Annotated in this window: 17 protein-coding genes; 11 read left to right on the top strand and 6 right to left on the bottom strand. The window is 57.9% G+C overall.

Translation table 11 applies throughout. The features are described from left to right. From GA0061102_RS31350 to iolD, 5 genes are all read right to left on the bottom strand, one after another. On the bottom strand, positions 1-197 hold a 197-nt coding region (locus GA0061102_RS31350), incomplete at its 3' end, for a transposase (RefSeq protein WP_208858736.1). 510 nt (positions 198-707) lie between these two features. Continuing rightward, positions 708-1,883 (bottom strand): Gfo/Idh/MocA family protein, encoded by a 1,176-nt coding sequence (locus tag GA0061102_RS31345; protein WP_245298195.1) that lies wholly within the window; start codon positions 1,881-1,883, stop codon positions 708-710. Between the two features lie 9 nt (positions 1,884-1,892). Then, the gene (locus tag GA0061102_RS31340) at positions 1,893-2,948 is read right to left on the bottom strand and encodes a sugar phosphate isomerase/epimerase family protein (RefSeq protein WP_092856390.1); all 1,056 of its coding nucleotides are present in this window, start codon (positions 2,946-2,948) and stop codon (positions 1,893-1,895) included. 10 nt (positions 2,949-2,958) lie between these two features. Next, on the bottom strand, positions 2,959-3,777 hold the full coding sequence (locus GA0061102_RS31335; RefSeq protein ID WP_092856388.1) for an SDR family oxidoreductase: 819 nt from the start codon (positions 3,775-3,777) through the stop codon (positions 2,959-2,961). 1 nt (position 3,778) lies between these two features. Continuing rightward, positions 3,779-5,629 carry a 3D-(3,5/4)-trihydroxycyclohexane-1,2-dione acylhydrolase (decyclizing) gene (gene iolD, locus GA0061102_RS31330; protein WP_092856386.1) on the bottom strand — a complete coding sequence of 617 codons (1,851 nt, stop codon included), beginning with the start codon at positions 5,627-5,629 and terminating at the stop codon, positions 3,779-3,781. A 102-nt stretch (positions 5,630-5,731) separates the two neighbouring features. Between iolD and iolG the strand changes: the two genes are divergently transcribed. The 9 genes from iolG to GA0061102_RS31285 all read left to right on the top strand — a co-directional run bounded on the left by iolG (position 5,732) and on the right by GA0061102_RS31285 (position 15,282). Beyond that, positions 5,732-6,742 (top strand): inositol 2-dehydrogenase, encoded by a 1,011-nt coding sequence (gene iolG, locus GA0061102_RS31325; RefSeq protein WP_208858737.1) that lies wholly within the window; start codon positions 5,732-5,734, stop codon positions 6,740-6,742. A 3-nt stretch (positions 6,743-6,745) separates the two neighbouring features. Beyond that, a complete protein-coding gene (locus GA0061102_RS31320) occupies positions 6,746-8,182 on the top strand; it encodes an NAD-dependent succinate-semialdehyde dehydrogenase (protein ID WP_092856382.1) in 1,437 nt (478 codons plus the stop codon). An 11-nt stretch (positions 8,183-8,193) separates the two neighbouring features. Next, positions 8,194-9,003, top strand: coding sequence for an HpcH/HpaI aldolase family protein (locus GA0061102_RS31315; protein ID WP_092856380.1), 810 nt, complete (start codon positions 8,194-8,196; stop codon positions 9,001-9,003). Further along, positions 9,003-9,965, top strand: coding sequence for a hydroxyacid dehydrogenase (locus GA0061102_RS31310; protein WP_092856378.1), 963 nt, complete (start codon positions 9,003-9,005; stop codon positions 9,963-9,965). Before GA0061102_RS31315 ends, GA0061102_RS31310 begins: the two co-directional genes overlap by 1 nt. A gap of 299 nt (positions 9,966-10,264) precedes the next feature. Then, entirely contained in the window at positions 10,265-11,341 is a 1,077-nt protein-coding gene (locus tag GA0061102_RS31305; protein ID WP_092856376.1) for an ABC transporter substrate-binding protein, read from the top strand. Positions 11,342-11,418: 77 nt separating this feature from the next. Beyond that, positions 11,419-12,234 carry an ATP-binding cassette domain-containing protein gene (locus GA0061102_RS31300; RefSeq protein WP_092856394.1) on the top strand — a complete coding sequence of 272 codons (816 nt, stop codon included), beginning with the start codon at positions 11,419-11,421 and terminating at the stop codon, positions 12,232-12,234. 32 nt (positions 12,235-12,266) lie between these two features. Then, entirely contained in the window at positions 12,267-13,466 is a 1,200-nt protein-coding gene (locus tag GA0061102_RS31295; protein ID WP_092856374.1) for a sugar ABC transporter permease, read from the top strand. Between the two features lie 117 nt (positions 13,467-13,583). Next, positions 13,584-14,456 (top strand): MurR/RpiR family transcriptional regulator, encoded by an 873-nt coding sequence (locus GA0061102_RS31290; protein WP_092856372.1) that lies wholly within the window; start codon positions 13,584-13,586, stop codon positions 14,454-14,456. Between the two features lie 307 nt (positions 14,457-14,763). Next, positions 14,764-15,282 carry a hypothetical protein gene (locus tag GA0061102_RS31285; protein ID WP_092856370.1) on the top strand — a complete coding sequence of 173 codons (519 nt, stop codon included), beginning with the start codon at positions 14,764-14,766 and terminating at the stop codon, positions 15,280-15,282. Positions 15,283-15,308: 26 nt separating this feature from the next. Here GA0061102_RS31285 and GA0061102_RS31280 read toward each other — a convergent pair whose 3' ends face one another. Then, positions 15,309-16,268 (bottom strand): class I SAM-dependent methyltransferase, encoded by a 960-nt coding sequence (locus GA0061102_RS31280; RefSeq protein WP_245298194.1) that lies wholly within the window; start codon positions 16,266-16,268, stop codon positions 15,309-15,311. Between the two features lie 333 nt (positions 16,269-16,601). On the opposite strand from GA0061102_RS31280, the gene GA0061102_RS31275 reads away from it, so the two are divergent. Both GA0061102_RS31275 and GA0061102_RS31265 read left to right on the top strand, forming a co-directional pair. Continuing rightward, entirely contained in the window at positions 16,602-16,796 is a 195-nt protein-coding gene (locus tag GA0061102_RS31275) for a hypothetical protein (RefSeq protein WP_342588055.1), read from the top strand. Positions 16,797-17,695: 899 nt separating this feature from the next. Further along, positions 17,696-17,838, top strand: a 143-nt coding sequence (locus GA0061102_RS31265) for a sigma factor-like helix-turn-helix DNA-binding protein (protein ID WP_139115131.1), incomplete at its 3' end; no start/stop codon positions are given.

Raw genomic sequence — 17,838 nt, 5'->3', positions numbered from 1 at the left:
GTCTCCCAATCGCGGTCACGGTAGCCGTTGCGCTGTGCAAGCCGCAGCGGGTTCTTCTCCCCGAACCCTGCACCCGTAGCCGAGCTGACCTCCAGCTCCATCAGCCGTTCGGCCGCAAAGCCGATCATCTCACGCAACAAATCTGCGTCCGCACTCTTCTCAACAAGCGAACGCACGTTCATCATGTCATCGGTCATCAGTGATCTTTCCGTCAGGTTGTGTCTTGAACAACCCGACCCTAGCGGAAAACACTGATGGCCGCCCGCAAAGCCGATCACCCGCTACAGCGCTATGAAAAGCGCGCGGGCGCTCGGCTTTGCTATCTTCCGTCACCTACACCACGTGCCGGGACACAATCCATTCACGAACCAATGGTTCCAAGCGCTACAGTCTAGACCTCATATTCTCAGTGGGTTAGCAGTCTTCCTAGGAAAACATCGGGAGGTCTTTGGTTCCCATCCTTTCAAGAGCAGAAGTTTCCGACTTTCATCGGCTCGGCGTAACGACCGAGTGAAATTGGAATGCAAAAGCTGCCCGATATATAGTGGATGACTTTCGTCGGGTTACGTCAGATAGGGCAAGATCTGTGTCCACCACACTCCGCGAAGCTATGGCTTTTTGACTTCTCGAATTTAAATTTGAATACGGATTATTTCTCAAATGGAGGTCGCAGCGTGTCGGCTGCGGCCCGCTAAAAGCTGGAATATTCAAACGGCGAGTGGTGTCAGCCACGGCTGGTCACTGGCCAGGGAACTATCAACAACCGCCTCGACGAATGCCACACCCTTGAGCCCATCATAGGCTGTGGGAATATCGTGCCCGATCGCCGTTGGTTCCCGTCCTTCGCGCTTGGCGCGAATTGCCTCGGCAAAGCCGGCATACAGGTTTGCAAATGCCTCAAGGTAGCCTTCGGGATGGCCGGGAGGCGTGCGAGTCCGCGCCTTTGCGCCCTCGCTGAGATCGTCGGCGCCGCGTTTGATGATTTCAGTTCGTCCATTCAGCCGAGCATGCACGAGCTCGTTCGGTTGCTCCTGAAACCATGTTAGCGAGGCTTTCTCGCCAAATACCCGGAGGCGCACGCCATTTGACGATCCCAGTGCTACCTGCGAGGACCAAAGAAGCCCTCGGGCGCCGCCTTCATAGCGCAGCATGACATGGGCATTATCATCCAGGGCGCGTCCGTCGACAAAGGTCGCGAGATCTGCGGTCAGCGATTGAAGCTTGAGGCCCGAGACGAAGCCGGCCAGATGATAGGCATGGGTGCCGATATCGCCGATCGAGCCACCACGCCCGTTTTTCTTCGGATCGGTTCGCCAGGCGGCCTGTGCATTGCCTTCCATCTCAATCGCGGTTGCCATCCATTCGAGCGGGTACTCTACTTGGACAGTGCGGATCTTGCCGAGCTGACCCGTCGCTACCATGTGCTTGGCTTCATGTATCATCGGATAGCCGGAATAGGTGTAAGTGACGCCCATGAACCGGCCGCTATTGCGAACCAGGGTTTCGAGCGCGACTGCGTCTTCCAAAGTCGCGGTCAAAGGCTTCTCGCAGATGACGTCGAAGCCTGCCTCCAGGAACGCCTTGGCGATCGGGAAATGGGTAAAGTTCGGCGTGCAGATGGCGACTGCATCAATCCGATCCTCGCGGGCGCTCTCGCCGGCGATCATGGCCTTGAAGTCGTCATAGGAGCGTGCGGGATCCAAGCCTTCGCTGATAGCAAAAGCGTGGCCGCGGGCGGCATCGACGTCAAAAGCACCTGCAACCAGGGTCCAGGCTCTGTCCTGGCGAGCGGCGATGCGGTGGATATTGCCGATGTATGCGCCGTTGCCTCCGCCCACCATTCCGAGGCGCAATGGCTTTTGGGAAGTAGAATTTGCAGTCATGTCCTGTCCTCAATCAAGTCCGAGCATGGCTCGATTGGCGTCTCTATTGGCGCCGGATTTCACGAAGTCGTCGAATGCACGGTCGGCGACCCTGATGATATGTTCGCGGATGAACTTTGCGCCTTCAGCGGCGCCGTCCTCGGGATGCTTGATGAAGCATTCCCATTCCAGCACTGCCCAGCCGTCGAAATCGTAGGTCGCGAGCTTGGTGAAAACGGCGCCGAAATCGACCTGACCGTCGCCGAGCGAGCGGAACCGTCCAGCGCGTTTCGACCATGGCTGGAACCCGCCATAGGCTCCCGTCTTGCCGTTCGGCCGGAACTCGGCATCCTTGACGTGGAACATCTTGATGCGCTCGTGGTAGTGATCGATGAACTCCAGATAGTCGAGCGCCTGCAGCACGAAGTGGCTGGGGTCGTAGAGAATGTTGCAGCGGGCATGATTGCCGACCCGCTCGAGAAACATCTCGAACGTCAGCCCGTCATGGACATCCTCGCAAGGATGGATCTCGAAACACAGATCGACACCCTGTTCGTCGAAGTCATTCAGGATGGGCAGCCAGCGTTTTGCCAGCTCGTCGAACGCTTCGTCGACTAGGCCTTCCGGCCATTGCGGATAGGGATAGAGGTAGGGCCAAAGCAGCGATCCGGTGAAGCTTACATGGCGATCGATGCCGAGATTGCGGGAGGCGCGGGCGGCAAAGCGCAGCTGCTCCTCCGCCCAGGCCCGTCGCGCGGCCGAGTTATTGTGGACATGCGCCGGGGCGAAACTGTCCATGATCCGGTCATGGGCGGGATGAACGGCGACGAGCTGGCCGGTAATGTGCGAACCGAGCTCCGTTACCTCGAGGCCGTTGTCCGCAAGGACGGCCCTAAGATCATCGCAATAGGCCTTGCTTTCGGCTGCCAGCTTCATGTCGATCAGCCGATTGTCCCAGGTCGGGATTTGAACGCCGGCGAAGCCTCTGGCAGCGACCCATTTTGAGAGGCTTGGAAGCGAGTTATAGGGCGCTTCCTCCGCCGCGAATTGGGCGAGATAGATGCCCGGTCCCTTGATCGTCTTCATGTTTTCTCCCTTATTCGCACAGGGCCACAGCCGGCGCCGGAGGGCCGCCGTCATAGGCTCCCCAGACTGATTGATCGAAATGGACAACCGAGCCCGTCATCATCCCCGAATCGTCGGATGCCAGGAAAAGGACGGCTTTGGCGACTTCTTCGGGCGCCAGGATACGGCCGAAGGGTTGGCCTGCCGCCGCCTTTGCCAGCCAGTCTGGCTCCGCGCCATGATATTCGCGCTGGACGCGATCCTCTCCATCAGACGCCATCCAGCCTATATCAAGCTGGTTCACCCGGATCTGGTTGCGCATCAGTGCATAGCCGGAGTTTCGGGTAAGCGTCGCCAGCGCACCTTTTGAAGAGGAGTAGGGCGAGAGAAATGGCTGTCCCGCATGCTCCGACGTTGAACCGATATTGATCATGCTACCTTTGATGCCGTCGCGGATCATGAGCTTTGCCGCGTCTTGCATGAGGAAGAACGGTGCACGCACATTGATCGCGAACATGCGATCGAAAAGCTCAGGCGATGAATTCAAAAGGTTGCCGCGGTCGGTAAGGCCGGCGGCATTGACCAGAATATCGATCCTGCCGAATTCGGCGTCCGCTTTCGCAATGATCGATCGGCAATCTTCGACCTTTTCGAGATCTGCCGTCGCAAACGTCACCGGGACCCCGGTGTCGCCAGTAATCGAAGCGGCGACCTCATTACCTTTCTTGGTATTTCGTCCGCACGTCACAATCCCTGCGGCACCGGCTTCAGCAAAAAGTCGGGCAATTGCCGCGCCCAGTCCCTGCGTGCCGCCGCTAATAACGGCGATTTTCCCGTCTATGCGATTCATTTTACACACCCACACGCTGTTTCTTGCGAATTTCTTCCTGGGCGGCGCGCGCCTTTTGAACAGATTCCCGCTCGGAGACCTCGGGAACGCCGACATCCCAGTCGGCATCGCCTGGCACCCAGGCATAGGCATCGGTGACCAGCGTGACGATGGTCGTACGATCGGTTGTCTGCGCCCACTCCATGGCCGTCTTCAGATCGGCAAGGCTTTCGCAGCGACGCGCAAGCGCGCCCATGGATTCGGCATGTTTTACGAAGTCGACGGCAAAGGGCTCCTTCACCCGGCAATCCTTGATGAGATTGTTGAAGCCGGGCACGCCCTTGAACTGCTGAAGACGATTAATGACGGCGTAACCGCCATTGTCGCAAACGACCACGATCATCTTGTGGCCCGACAGCACCGTCGAGTAGATGTCGGAGTTCATCATCATATAGGTGCCGTCACCAATCATGACGATCGGCGTGCCGTCACCGGCTTTCGCCATCGCATGGCCCCAGCCCGCGGCGATCTCGTATCCCATACAACTGAAGCCGAATTCGCAGTCGAATGTATTCGGGTTCTTGACGCGCCAGCCTTTGGTGACCTCGCCAGGCGTGCCGCCTGCAGCCGCGATCAACGTATCGTTCGGCTTTGACGTCTCGTTGACGATGCCGACCACCTGCGCGTAGGTGGGGATCGGCCCGTTGGTGACAGCCTGATGCTGATCGAGGAGCTCGTTCCAATCGGCAAAAAGCGATTGAGCTTTCGCAAGCAGTTCGGGATCGGCCTGCCAATCACCGAGTGCGTCGTCCAGTTCGATCACCGTTTCAAGAGCATCTCCGACAACGGCAAGCGCGCGATGCTTGACGGCGTCAAAGCGCGCTGCGTTGATCGAAATGAACTTCGCGTCCTCGCGGAAGACTGTCCATGAGCCGGTGGTGAAGTCCTGCAGACGCGTGCCGATTGCCAGAATGACATCCGCCTCGCCGGCAAGCGCATTCGCGGACGTCGAACCAACGATCCCAATCGGGCCGGCGTGAGCAGGGTGATTGTGGGTCAGCGCGCCTTTGCCGGCGATGGTTTCGACAATCGGGATACCACGGCTGATGGCGAAGTCCGCGACCTTGTCCTCTGCCAGCGAATAGCGAACGCCGCCCCCTGAAATGATCAGCGGCTTTTTCGCCGATTTGAGTAGTGTGGCCGCTTCCGCCAGCTTTGTTCTGTCGGGCCGCGGGCGCGGTATGGACCACACCGTCGGCTCGAAGAATGCCAAGGGATAGTCGAAGGCGACTTCCTGGGTATCCTGTGCGAGACCAATGAAGGCGGGGCCGCAATCAGCCGGATCCAGCATGGCAGCAATCGCTTGCGGCAAGGACGAGATGATCTGCTCTGGCAGAACGATGCGATCCCAGTATCGGGTCACCGGCTTGAACGCGTCATTCACAGTGACCGTCGGGTCATTGAAGTGTTCGACCTGCTGCAAGACCGGATCCGGAATTCGATTGGCGAAAGTATCTCCGGCTATCAGAAGCACCGGCAGGCGGTTGGCGTGAGCGGTGCCTGCCGCCGTCACCATGTTGGCAGCACCTGGTCCGATCGAGGTCGCAGCGACCATCAATTGGCGCCGACGCTTGGCTTTGGCAAAGGCAATCGCTGCAAGGGCCATCGACTGCTCGTTTTGACCGCGCCAGGTCGGCAACTGATCTTGCAGCGCCTCGAGCACTTCCGACAGGCACGTCACATTGCCATGGCCGAAAATGCCGAACACGCCAGCAAAAAGCGGGACACGCTCGCCGTCGATCTCTGTGAATTGATTGCACAAATAGCGCACAAGCGCCTGCGCCATCGTCAGGCGCACAGTCTTCCGGGACATCCGGCTTCCTCCCATGGATCATGTTTTCTGGACGTTACGAAATAATAATTGACAAAGCAATAGTTACGCAACAATCATTGCAAAAATTGAATTGGGAGGATCCTGATGCTGAAAATCGCCGTTCTCGGCTGTGGTCGCATTGGCTGCATGCACGCCGAAAACATAGCCGCGCATCCACGGGCAGCACTCGCCGGCGTCTTCGACGTTCATCGGCCTGCCGCTGACGATATTGGGCGAAAACTTGGCGTGACGGTATTCGATTCAGCCGAGGCGGTGTTTTCCAGCCGCGATGTCGACGCAGTCCTGATTGCCACCTCGACGCCGACACATGCCGACTTCATCGAGAAGGCCGTCACGGCCGGCAAACCAATTTTATGTGAAAAGCCGATCGATCTGAGCCTTCCTCGTGTTCAGCGATGCGCGGTAGCGATTGGGACGACGAAGGTGCCAATCATGCTGGGTTTTGTCCGGCGCTTCGATCCCGGTCACAGGGCGGCTCGCGATGCCGTTCAGGCGGGCGATATCGGGGACTTGCATCAGGTTGTCATAACATCGCGCGATCCGGGTATGCCGCCGGTCGCCTATACCGAGGCATCGGGAGGCATCTTCCGCGACATGACCATCCACGACTTTGATATGGCCCGCTTCATGCTCGGCGAAGAGGTGACCGAGGTTTCGGCGGTGGGTAGCCGCCTTGTCGACCCGGCTCTCATGCGACGCTTGAACGACTACGACACCGTGACGGCCGTGCTGAAGACGGCATCGGGCAAGCAGTGCATCATCAATAATTCGCGTCAGGCCGTCTATGGTTACGACCAGCGCGTCGAGGCGCTGGGAACGAAGGGAATGGTCGTCTCCGAAAATCGCCGCCCCAACATGACGACGCTGCACCGTGCCGATTTCACCGGCAAGAGCGCACCGCTCCTGAACTTCTTCATCGACCGTTACGCCGAGGCCTTCATGGCCGAGATCGGCGCCTTCGTCGACGCGATCGACTCAGGCCAGCCTCCGGAGGTCGGGTTTGAAGACGGCCGTCAGGCTCTGATTCTGGCCGAGGCGGCGATCAAATCGGCGGCCGAAGGCCGTACTGTAAAAACCAGCGAAATCGGGTGACCCATGTATCAGAAGTTTGGACTGTATATCGACGGCAAATGGCGCGGAGCCTCCGACGGAGCAACGGCCGACGTCCTGAGCCCCGTCACGCAAACTGCTCTTGGCGCCGTTCCCGTGGCGACGACCGCTGACACGCAGGAAGCGCTGACTGCAGCCGGTGAAGGTTTCGCCGCTTGGCGCGCTGTGGCCGCTTTCGCACGCGCCGACGCTCTGCACCGGATTGCTGACGAGATGATCCGCCGCACTGACGAGGCGAAGAGGATGATCTCTGCGGAGACCGGAAAGCCGATTGCGCAGTCGGAGCGGGAATGGGGATTGTCGATCGATCAGTTTCGTTGGTTTGCGGAAGAGGCACGCCGTATCTACGGCAGGATCATCGAATCGCGGGTGCCGGGCGGTCGTTTCGAGGTGTCGCGCGAGCCTGTCGGCATCGTCGGCGCCTTTACCGCCTGGAATTTCCCTGCGGCACTCGTCGCCCGCAAGGCAGCGCCGGCGCTCGCGGCCGGTTGTGCGATCATTATCCGACCTTCCAGCCAGACACCGGGTGTCGCCATGGTCATGGTGGATTGCATGCGGGCGGGCAACTTGCCCGATGGTGCAGTCAATCTGGTCGTCGGTCCGACCGCGACCACCTATACACCGATCATGGCAGATAAGACGGTAGGCAAGGTCTCTCTGACCGGCTCGACCCGCGTTGGCCAGCAGATGATCCGCGATGCCGCCGATACCGTCAAGAAAGTATCGATGGAACTCGGCGGCAACGCACCGCTGATCGTCTATGATGATGCCGATCTCGAGCTTGCGCTGAATGTGTCCGTGCCGACGAAGTTTGCAAATGCAGGCCAGGTTTGCGTGACGCCGGATCGCTTTTTCGTACATGAACGCCTGCATGACGCCTTCGTCGACGGGTTCGTTTCCCGAACAAGGGCATTGAAGCTCGGCGACGGCCTCGATCCTGCCGTGCAAATGGGACCTCTGATCAATGGTGGGCGCCTCTCGGAGATCGAGTCGATCGTCTCGGAGGCCGTGAAAGCAGGCGCTCAAGTTGCGGCGGGAGGCGAGCGGGCTTCGGAATTCAACGCCGGTCATTTCTTCAAGCCAACCGTTCTGACCGATGTCACCGATGACATGAAGGTCTTTGCCGAGGAGAATTTCGGCCCGATTGCCGCGATCACGCGGTTTAGCGAGGAGGATGAAGTTCTTGCGCGCGCCAATGCCTCCGACATGGGATTGTCGGCCTATGCCTTTACTCGTTCGCCAGATCGAGCAAGGCGGACGGTATCGGCCCTGAAGGCAGGGATGGTCGGCATAAACAGCTTCGCGCTGGCGGCATCCGAGGCACCTTTTGGCGGCACCAATCATTCGGGCATGGGCCGCGAGGGCGGGATCGAGGGTATCAGCGACTATCTCGACACCAAGCTTGCGCAGATCGTGTTCTGAGGGAGGCGGATATGATCAAGAACAGGCTGAAAGAAATCTGGGCGGAGGGCCGTCCCTCGATCAATGGCTGGTTGTCGATCGGCAATGCCTTCACGGCGGAGATCATGGCTGCTCAGGGCTACGATTCCGTCTCGATCGACATCCAGCATGGTGCGCTCGACTATAATTCGGTGCTGCCAATGTTTCAGGCTATGCGCGCCTCCGGTGTCGTGCCGATGGCGCGTGTGCCCTGGTTGGAGCCCGGCATCATTATGAAAGTGCTGGATGCCGGTGCCTATGGCGTGATCTGCCCGATGGTGAACACCGCCGCGCAAGCAGCCGAATTCGTCAGCTATCTCCGCTATCCTCCGCACGGCCAGCGCAGTTTCGGGCCGACGCGTGTCAGCTTTGCCGCCGGGCCAAATTATGCGGGTGAGGCGAATGACGAAATCCTCGCCTTTGCCATGGTCGAGACCAAGCAGGCGATGGACAACCTCGATGCAATTGCCGCAACGCCGGGATTGGACGGCATTTACGTTGGGCCAGCTGATCTCACTTTCAGTCTGACGGAAGGTCGACTAGCGCCGAGCTTCGATCGCGAAGAGCCGGACATGATCGCGGCTCTCCAGCGCATTGTCGTGGCTTGCAAGAAGAACAGAATTCGCGCCGCTCTTCATTGCGGTACTCCGGAATATGCTGCCCGCGCCATTCAGTGGGGCTTCGATATGACGACGGTGTCTGGCGACACCCGGCTCCTGGCCGCGGCGGCGGCGGCGAGCGTCGCGAAATTTCGCGACCTCGCAGGGCAGGCGGCGACCAAGGCTGAAAAGGGGGCCTATTGATGCCGCATATTCTCGTTGCTGGGAAGTTGCATCCTTCTGGGGTGGCACTTCTGAAAAGCGCGCCGAACGTGACGTTCGACTACGTGGAAGAGGTGTCTGAACAGTCCTATCACCCCCTCATCGGCAAGGCTGACGCGCTGGTGCTGCGTACACAGCCTCTCTCGGCATCAACCGTTGCAAACGCGGAGCGCTTGAAAATCGTCTCGCGCCATGGCGTTGGATATGACGCCGTTCATCTGGCCTCTCTCAATGAAAGAGGCATCGCGCTCGCCGTGGTCGGCGATGTCAATTCGGTGTCGGTGGCTGAGCATGCCATGATGTTGATCCTGTCCGCGGCGAAGCGCGTTCTTCGCGGTGATCGCGCTGTCCGCAATCCCTCAGAATGGGGGTGGCGTAACCAGCTGGAAGCGGAAGAGATCTCGGGGAAACGCCTGTTGATTATCGGCTATGGCCGCATTGGGCGTCATCTTTCGCGGATGGCCAGCGGTTTTGGCATGGAGACGAGAGCTTTTGACCCTTTCCTGCAGGCCCAGGGCTGGCCCGAAGGGCCGGTCTTGCCGGCAGATGATCTTCTAGAGGGACTTGAATGGGCCGATGTGGTCTCAATCAATGTTCCAAAGGCCGATCGACCAGTCATTGGCAAAGCCGAACTGGCGGCGATGAAGCGCGGCGCCATCCTCGTCAACACGGCTCGCGGCGGTGTCGTCGACGAGACGGCCTTGATCGAAGCGTTGCAATCCGGCCATCTGGGCGCAGCGGGGCTTGATGTTTTTGACGACGAACCGCCTTCCAAGGATTGCCGGCTTCTTACGCTCGATCAGGTGGTGTTGTCGCCGCACATTGCCGGTTTGACCCGCGAGTGTGGCGAGCGGATGGCCATAGCGTCCGTCCAAAACGTGCTCGATTTTTTCGCTGGAAGAATAGATCCGAAGCTCGTCGTGAATGCCGATCAGCTGCGGTAAAACTGGGACTGGATAGGGATCAATCGCAATTCGAGCGCGGCAATGGCGTATACTTTCGCCGCAGCGAAGTTCGCTTGATCATTGTCTGCAATAAAAATTGCTAATATCAAAATCTGCATTGAAAATTGAAATATGCTTTGACTCAGTAGTTATTGCGATCTAGTCTTATTTGCAATGATTGTTGCAATATGGGTGCCAACGGCAATCATGGGCTGACAGAGGGATTGGCGCTGGGAGGCGTCTTCCGCAAAAAAATCTGGCGGCATCGGAATTCACTTTAGTTCCATGGGAGGTAAGAGATGGGACGTCTGATCCGTAGCCTTTTGGCTACAACAATTATCGCAGCCGCAATGGGCGGGGCAGCCGCCGCGCAGGACAAGTCAAAAGTCTTCTTCCTGCTGCCAAATCAAACGACAATTCGTTTCGAGAGCCGTGACGCGCCATTCTTTGTTCAGGCGATGAAAGAGAAGGCGCCCAATGTCGAGGTCGTGGTTCAAAACGCGCAGGGCGATCCCAACAAACAACAGTCTCAGGTGGAGGACGCAATCGCACAAGGAGCGAAGGTGATTCTGCTTGCATCGGCCGATGCAAACCTCGCAGCCGGTGAGCTTGCCGCAGCGGCAAAGGCAAATGTGCCTGTTGTTCTTTATGATCATGATGCCGTAGGAGGCAAGGCCGAAGCCCACATCGTTTTCGACAGTTTGGCGGTCGGCGAAGCGCAAGGAAAACGCGCCGCCGAATTAATCAAGGCCATGTCGAAGTCGCCGGTTAAGGTCGCCCGCGTCAAGGGCAATCAGGGCGAGTATGGCACCCGGCAATATGAGAAAGGGCAGAACGAATTTCTTCAGCCGCTGATCGATTCTGGAAAGGTCAAGGTCGTATGCGAGCAGTACACCCAGAATTGGGATCCGACTCTGGCACAGAGCTTTGCTGAGGATTGTCTCACGAAAAACGGCGGTGACGTCGATGTTTTCCTCGGCATGAATGACGGCACCACGGGAGGCTCTGTCGCGGCGCTCATTTCCCAAGGATCTAAACCAGGCGAAAAGCTCGTGACCGGCGGTCAAGATGCCACGGTGGAAGCGCTTCGCTATATCGCGCAAGGGTGGCAGGACAATTCCGTTCTCAAGGATCTGAAGGTTCAGGCAACCTATGCCGCAGATGTCGTCGCATCGATTGTTGCCGGCAAGGGCGTTCCGAAAGAGCTGATCAACGGCAAGGTCAACAATAGCTTCATGGATGTCCCAGCGGTGTTCCTGCCGGTCACCAACATCACAAAGGACCATCTTGGTGATGTGGTCTCGAAGGGCGTTTGGACGTGGGCCGAAATCTGCAAGGGCATCGAAACCACCGATGTCTGCAAGAAAAATCTCTAATTCGACTGTTTGCCACGGGGGAAAGCGGTTTGGCCGCCTTCCCCCGTCTGCAGGATCAAGACCCTTGCGAGGATGAGATGACCGCAACTGTTTCCGGGCGTCCAGAGCATGAAGCCCTTTCGAACAAAAAATCCACTCCGCTGATTTCGATGCGCAACATCCAGAAGTCGTTCGGCTCGGTTCATGCCCTCAGAGGGGCCTCCGTTGATGTGCATGCCGGAGAAATCGTTGCACTGGTCGGCGACAATGGCGCAGGCAAATCGACGCTCGTAAAGGTGATGGCGGGTGTGCACGCAGCCGACTCCGGAGACTATGAAATCGAGGGCAAGCCGGTAAACATCCGAACTCCGGCAGATGCGACTGCCCAAGGGATTGCGACCGTCTATCAGGATCTCGCTTTGTGCAACAATCTGGACGCTGTCCAGAACCTCTTTCTCGGCCGCGAGCTGACCGGTCCCGGTATTTTTGGACATCGCGTCCGCCGCGCCGAGTGTGAAGTGCGGGCTCGCGAAGTGATGACGAGAATGCGGCTCGGCAATCTTTCGCTTACTCGGCCCGTCGGAGCCATGTCCGGCGGCCAGCGTCAGAATATCGCGATCGCCAGATCCATTCTTTGGAAGCCTAAGGTCGTCATACTCGACGAACCCACGGCTGCCCTCAGCCACTCGGCGGCGCAACAAGTCGCGGACCTCATTCGCAGTCTCGCAGACGATGGACTGGGTATCGTCATCGTCAGTCACGACATCCACCATTTTGTCGTGAACTCGACCGACCGGATCGAAGTCATGAGACTTGGCGCGAATGCGGCGAGTTTTCGCTCCAGGGACGTGACCGGCGAAATGGTTGTCAATGCGATGGTCGGCGGCAACGAAGGCGTCAATCTCGCCGGCTGACCAACAATTTCCATTTCCGAGGAATGAATACAATGGCTTCCATCTCCACAACCACGGCGCCGAAGCGGCGCACCTTCGGCGAGCTTCTCAATAGCGATCTCAGGGCCCTGCCTGTGGTCATTGCGCTTGTCGCCTTGTGGATCTTCTTCGCCCTTCAGAGCGATATCTTCCTCACGCCAAGAAATCTGTCGAACTTGCTGCAGCAGTCGACGGTCGTTGGAATCATGGCGCTCGGTTTGATGTTTGTCCTTCTGGTCAAGGAGATTGATCTTTCGATCGCCGCAATCCACGGCGTTACCTCGGTGTTCAGCGCCAAGCTGATCGTCGATTATGGAGTGTCGCCCTGGCTCGCCCTGCCGATTGCCATCGTCATCGGTGCTGCGATCGGATCCTGTTCTGCTCGCTGGGTAAATTGGGTCGGGGTGCCATCATTCGTCGTGACCCTGGGTTTGGGCCTGGCACTGAATGGCATACAGCTGATGCTGCTTCCTGCGACCTCGCGTTATGGCCTAATGGGAACGGGCGTCGAATATATCGCGCAGACCACCATCTCAGGCGCCAGCGCATGGATTACCTGGGCCATCGGACTTGCGCTGCTTGCCGGTCTGATTTTCTCAAGCGTCTCGCGGCGAAGGAGGGCTGGCCTCGAAGTCTCGACGCTTCATGCCATTGTGTTTCCCTTGGCCGGCGCCGGCGTTCTGGGAGCGATCGTCGTGTTGGTTCTCAACGCCAATCAGGGGATTCCCCTGCCTGTTTTGATATTCGTCGTTCTCCTTGGCATTGGCGGCTACGTCCTGAACGAGACCCGTTTCGGTCTCTATCTCTATGCCGTCGGAAACAACGACGAAGCGGCGCGGCGGGCGGGTATAAAGGTGCAGGTCATCCGTATGACGGCCTTTGCGATCGCGGGCGGCGTTGCAGCCATTGCCGGCATCGTTGCTTCATCGAGAACCCTCGGCGTTGGCGTCTTCTCGGGCGGTGGGGTCGGCGGTGGAACTCTTCTGTTGGAATCAATCGCGGCGGCCGTCATCGGCGGCGTGAGCCTTTTTGGCGGCCGCGGTGCCATTCATGCGGCCCTTTTGGGAGCCCTGGTCATCGGCACGGTCCAAAATGGACTTAACCTCATGGGTGTCGAGAACGAAGTTCGTCTGATCGTCACCGGCTTTCTTTTGGTTTTTGCGGTTTCCATAGACAAGATCATCGAGAAACTGACCGGGCAACAGTCGTTTTGACCCTCCGTCGTGAAGGTAACAGCGGCTTCCATGGCTGGCCGGTCGCGTCGTTCGATTTGACATTGGCAATCAATTGCTATTCAGGGCATGATGCAATGGAATTTGCAGGTTTGGAAAATGGCAGAGATCGAACCACCGCGCGATTATGAGGAATTCATTCGTCTGGTCCATGACCGCTACGGCGGTATGAGCAAGGCGTATCAGACGATCTCGGTCTATCTTACCCAGAACCCGAATGATGTGGCTGTGCTTTCCGTCAATGCGATCGCAGATCGCTGCGGCATCCACGCATCCAGTTTCGTGCGTTTCGCCCAGGCCCTGGGATATGAGGGCTTCAAAGATCTGCAGGGCCTGTTTCAGCGGCGGCTCTCGACGGCGGCTCCCGGTTTCGAGGCGCGAAAAAAAGCGCTTGAAGTGGAACTCGGGACGCGAACGGACAGAAGCGAGGCCGGATTTCTTCGGGACCTCGTGGTACGGGACATTGCATCCTTGCAGGACGTGCTCGCCCAGGTCTCGGGCGAAGATCTGGCCACAGCAGTCGATCTTCTGGAAAAGAGTGAGACCATCTACTTGATCGGACAGCTGCGCTCGGCACCGGTGGTCGAATTGCTTCGCTACGTCCTGACCATGCTGGGAAAGCGATGTGTTCTGCTCGATCCGAGCGGTGGACTTGCGACATATATGGCACGCACGATGAAGGACACCGATCTTCTGCTTGCCGTATCGTTTCGCTTCTATGCAACGGAAGTCGTGAACGTCGTCGAGGATGCGGCCGCTCGTGGCATTCCAATCGTTGCCATTTCCGACAGCACGCTTTCGCCTCTGGCTAAGTCTGCAACGGTTCTCTTCCCCGTCCCCGAGCACGAATATACGTTTTCGCGCTCGCTTGCCGCGCCGATGTGCCTGGCGCAGGCCCTGACGGTTGCCTTGGCGAGCCGGCTGCAAGGCAGCAAAAATGAACCTCGCATTCCAATCGTGACTGGGCAATAGGGCGTGTCCCTAGGAACATGTAGTCGATAAGCTATGTTGTTTTCCAAGGAGCGACGCTAAGGGCGTAAAGTCACAACGCGCCGGGCGTTTGAAGGATCGGCGATTAGATTCGTGCAGGAGGTGTCTCCGGTTCGACTCCCTTCAAGAGCGAGGCACGTTAAACATATTGCTATACGCTCGAGAAGGTCCACTCCCACGCGTTGGTCCGTGCCAATGTCTACGTCCGCCTCCGAGGTATTCGGACGAGCCGCCATCGTTGTTCCTCCATAAGCTTCATGGTAAGCGCAAGCCGTTCCTGGAGGATCACATGCAATTTTCACTTCAGACCGTGCTGATGGTGGCGCAGGCGCTCGCAAGCATCTCAACGCCCATCGCTATACTTCTTGCCATTCGGCAGTTTCAGTTGGTTCGCCAGCAGGCAAAAAAACAATCCGACACTGCCGCCGTCAACTTCATCCTGCAGGCAGAAGGTCAGTTCGATCGCGCCATGGAAACGCTCATCAATGCTCCGCCAGCAGTCATCAGGCAGGCTTATGCGCCCGAAATCGACCCTTCCTGGAAGGACGAGCATCTGGCAGCCTTTATTTTCATGAAGCGACTGTTTGGGCAAGTTTCGCGCATGGTCTTTATTGCCCATAACCAGGCCATCGATCTCGGCATGTCACAGAAGGATCGGGAGGACCTGATTGTCGATTGGGAGAATACATTGCGCAAGTATCGGGAGCACCCGATCATGCGTCGGATTTTTGAAAACGCCATACGCAACCAAGACTACAACCGGCATATGCTGGCCATGTGCCGAAAGATATTCGAGGGCTCCTCCTGAATTCTCCGAACTAAGTGCCGTTCCGTTCAAGCGGCCCGCCGGCAGAGGGTGAGGACGAAGAACTCACGATAACAAAAGTCCGGTTGATCAAGGAGGCGATCTGGATCCTCAGCCAAACTCTTCCAATAACGATGGTCGCTCTCGGGTAAATCGTAATCGGGTGCCACCGTCGTGAAGTAGGCGATCAAATCGCGGACATAAGCGCGGGTATGTTCGCCGGCCGGCGCCCAACGCTCGACGAGCCAACCGCGACGCCAGAGCATGTCCAGGCCGAAGTCACGCAGCCGCGCCGGGATCGTGGAGCCGCAATCCGTGCCAAGCACGCCACGCTCACGAAATTTCCGCAGCCGCGCCGTCATAAACCGGCTGAAGACGCCGTGATCCATCGGCAAGATCTGCAGCATGGTGGAGTCGAAATCCTTGACAGCCAGGATGCCGCCAGGTTTCAAAACACGGATCGCCTCGCCTGTGGCTAGTCTGAATTCCTCCGGCGTCAGATATTGCATAACATTCGCGGACCAGACGCAATCGAAAGATTGATCGCCGAAGGGCAGCGAGAGGATGCTGCCGATGTGAGCGCTGAAAAGCGGACCGGCATTCACCTTGCCCATCATTCCTTCTGCTCGCCGGACATTTTCAGGCGCAAGGTCGAGGGCCGTGACCGCGCCTCCGGGGCCGGTACTATCGCAGATCAACGGCAGGAAGCTGCCACTGCCGCAACCGGCATCGAGCACTGACCAACCGGGCTGAATGCCGATCTGCCGCAGTGCGTCCTCGTATTCGGGACGCGACGATTCAAAGTGAAGATCCAACCAGTCGACGCCACTGGCTTCGTGACCTGTCGACGTTTCGTTCTTAGCGGACATCAATGCAACCCTCCCAATGCTGGCTCTACTTCGATAACAAGGTAAAAGGGCAAAGGCGAGGGAAGGTCTTGCCCTCTCGCAAAATAGTCCCCCTTGGCGCTCACCGACAAGGACGGCCAAGAGCCGTCTGGCGAGGCAATTAAGATCGTACTCGTAGATCTCTGACTGGCGAGCGCATTGGGCAGGGTAGCCACCGAATTTTGCAGGAAGTCGCGTGGCTTTGATTGCAATTCGCGATATTTGAGATAACCATTGCGGGCATCGAAATTCACATAAATCGGAATTATGTTAAATAACGAGGGCGTAGACGACGGGCGCCTAGCCATCCCTTCATCATGTTTCAAAGCGTTAGCCAGAGTCCCAACGAACAGGGCGGCGGTCAGTATCCCTTCAAGAGCAACGCACCATAGCAATTGTTCGTTTGGAAAAGTTGTCAGCAGGCACGATGAGCCATTGACCTCGAATGATCTCGATATTTGCCAACAGGCCTTGGACGAAATTTTAGCGAGGCTAAAGGTTGGGAAGGACACAGAGGAAGCGCAACGAGCGGCGGCGATCATCATAGAGCTTTACCGACAAGGCGTGCACAAAGATACGCAACTGGTGGAACTGGCGGCGGGGGCGCGAGGAATTAGCAATCCGGATTGATTGCCAATGGTTCCTCAAACGACACGCCAGCGAACTTGATCTTATGTTGAGTTGCGTTAGAATCTCATCACGCACTCATTTTTGCCCCGTCGTTCAGGCGGGGTTCTTTTTGGAATATCGGTCTGCTTCGGCTCGCTGCGCCTGCGGGAAAGCCTGACGAGACGGAGCCTTCTCCGTCGGGCGGTTCCGCGGGCGGCTCGTTTGCAAAACCCAAACAAACTGGTTCTCGGCAAGTTGTTCCCTGCAACGTGAAAATATGCAAGATGGTTCGTGCCCTTTGCCCCTGGCCGCTACGCCGTTACGTATGCGTCGTGCCGTCACGGAATACGACCATCGAGGCTGGAGGCGACAAAGGCGCCCTCTTCGGTAGAACCTTGAGCTATGTCCGTCCATTTGGGGGTGAGAGTTCCATCACGATTAGCCAGAGTGAGATTGTTGACGCAGCATAAACCCAGCTGGCAGGAACGCACAGCGATCCGCGCGCGGTAGGATCAGAAGCCACGCTTGCCGGGCGGGACGGCCAAGGCCGAGATCATCTATATGCCCAGGGCGACCTCGTCACCATTCGCTCGTATGATGAAGGAGCGGTCAGCGCGTACGTGTCTATCCGCCCTGGTGGGAAGACGACGAATGAAGGCATCCGCCTCCACGGCCGAGCCCCCATCATTGTTCGACATAGGCGGCCAGTTCCTCGGGTGTTCCCTGCTGCAAATTCCGAGGCAATCCGCCCCCTGATTCCGAAATGATGTCGCCCCCCAATTCCGAGAAATAGTCGCCCCCTTATTCCGAGATGATTGCGCCCCCTTTGGCGGGCATCTGGCAAGGGTGGTCTGCCGGTGTGAAGTTTCTTCCTTGGACGTTGACGAGGAAGGAACGGGATGCCTGCGGAGAGAGTGGAGATGCGGCGTGTCCGCGAGATATTGAGATATCGCTTTGAGCAAGGACTTGGGCACAAGTCGATTGCGGTGCGGGTTGGGACTGCGCCCTCGACGGTGCGCGAGACGCTACGGCGCGCGGCGGTTGCCGGGTTGTCGTGGCCTTT

The sequence above is a fragment of the Martinezella miluonensis genome, from assembly GCF_900094545.1.
Lineage (GTDB): Bacteria > Pseudomonadota > Alphaproteobacteria > Rhizobiales > Rhizobiaceae > Rhizobium > Rhizobium miluonense.
Note: the sequence above shows the minus strand (reverse complement) of the source record. Positions and strands in the feature narration are given on the sequence as shown.

Coding starts and splice junctions, on each gene's coding strand:
- GA0061102_RS31285 (WP_092856370.1), top strand. CDS start 14,764: ATGCAATTTTCACTTCAGACCGTGCTGATGGTGGCGCAGGCGCTCGCA.
- GA0061102_RS31320 (WP_092856382.1), top strand. CDS start 6,746: ATGTATCAGAAGTTTGGACTGTATATCGACGGCAAATGGCGCGGAGCC.
- GA0061102_RS31345 (WP_245298195.1), bottom strand. CDS start 1,883: ATGACTGCAAATTCTACTTCCCAAAAGCCATTGCGCCTCGGAATGGTG.
- GA0061102_RS31295 (WP_092856374.1), top strand. CDS start 12,267: ATGGCTTCCATCTCCACAACCACGGCGCCGAAGCGGCGCACCTTCGGC.
- GA0061102_RS31310 (WP_092856378.1), top strand. CDS start 9,003: ATGCCGCATATTCTCGTTGCTGGGAAGTTGCATCCTTCTGGGGTGGCA.
- GA0061102_RS31290 (WP_092856372.1), top strand. CDS start 13,584: ATGGCAGAGATCGAACCACCGCGCGATTATGAGGAATTCATTCGTCTG.
- iolD (WP_092856386.1), bottom strand. CDS start 5,629: ATGTCCCGGAAGACTGTGCGCCTGACGATGGCGCAGGCGCTTGTGCGC.
- GA0061102_RS31340 (WP_092856390.1), bottom strand. CDS start 2,948: ATGAAGACGATCAAGGGACCGGGCATCTATCTCGCCCAATTCGCGGCG.
- GA0061102_RS31335 (WP_092856388.1), bottom strand. CDS start 3,777: ATGAATCGCATAGACGGGAAAATCGCCGTTATTAGCGGCGGCACGCAG.
- GA0061102_RS31300 (WP_092856394.1), top strand. CDS start 11,419: ATGACCGCAACTGTTTCCGGGCGTCCAGAGCATGAAGCCCTTTCGAAC.
- GA0061102_RS31305 (WP_092856376.1), top strand. CDS start 10,265: ATGGGACGTCTGATCCGTAGCCTTTTGGCTACAACAATTATCGCAGCC.
- GA0061102_RS31315 (WP_092856380.1), top strand. CDS start 8,194: ATGATCAAGAACAGGCTGAAAGAAATCTGGGCGGAGGGCCGTCCCTCG.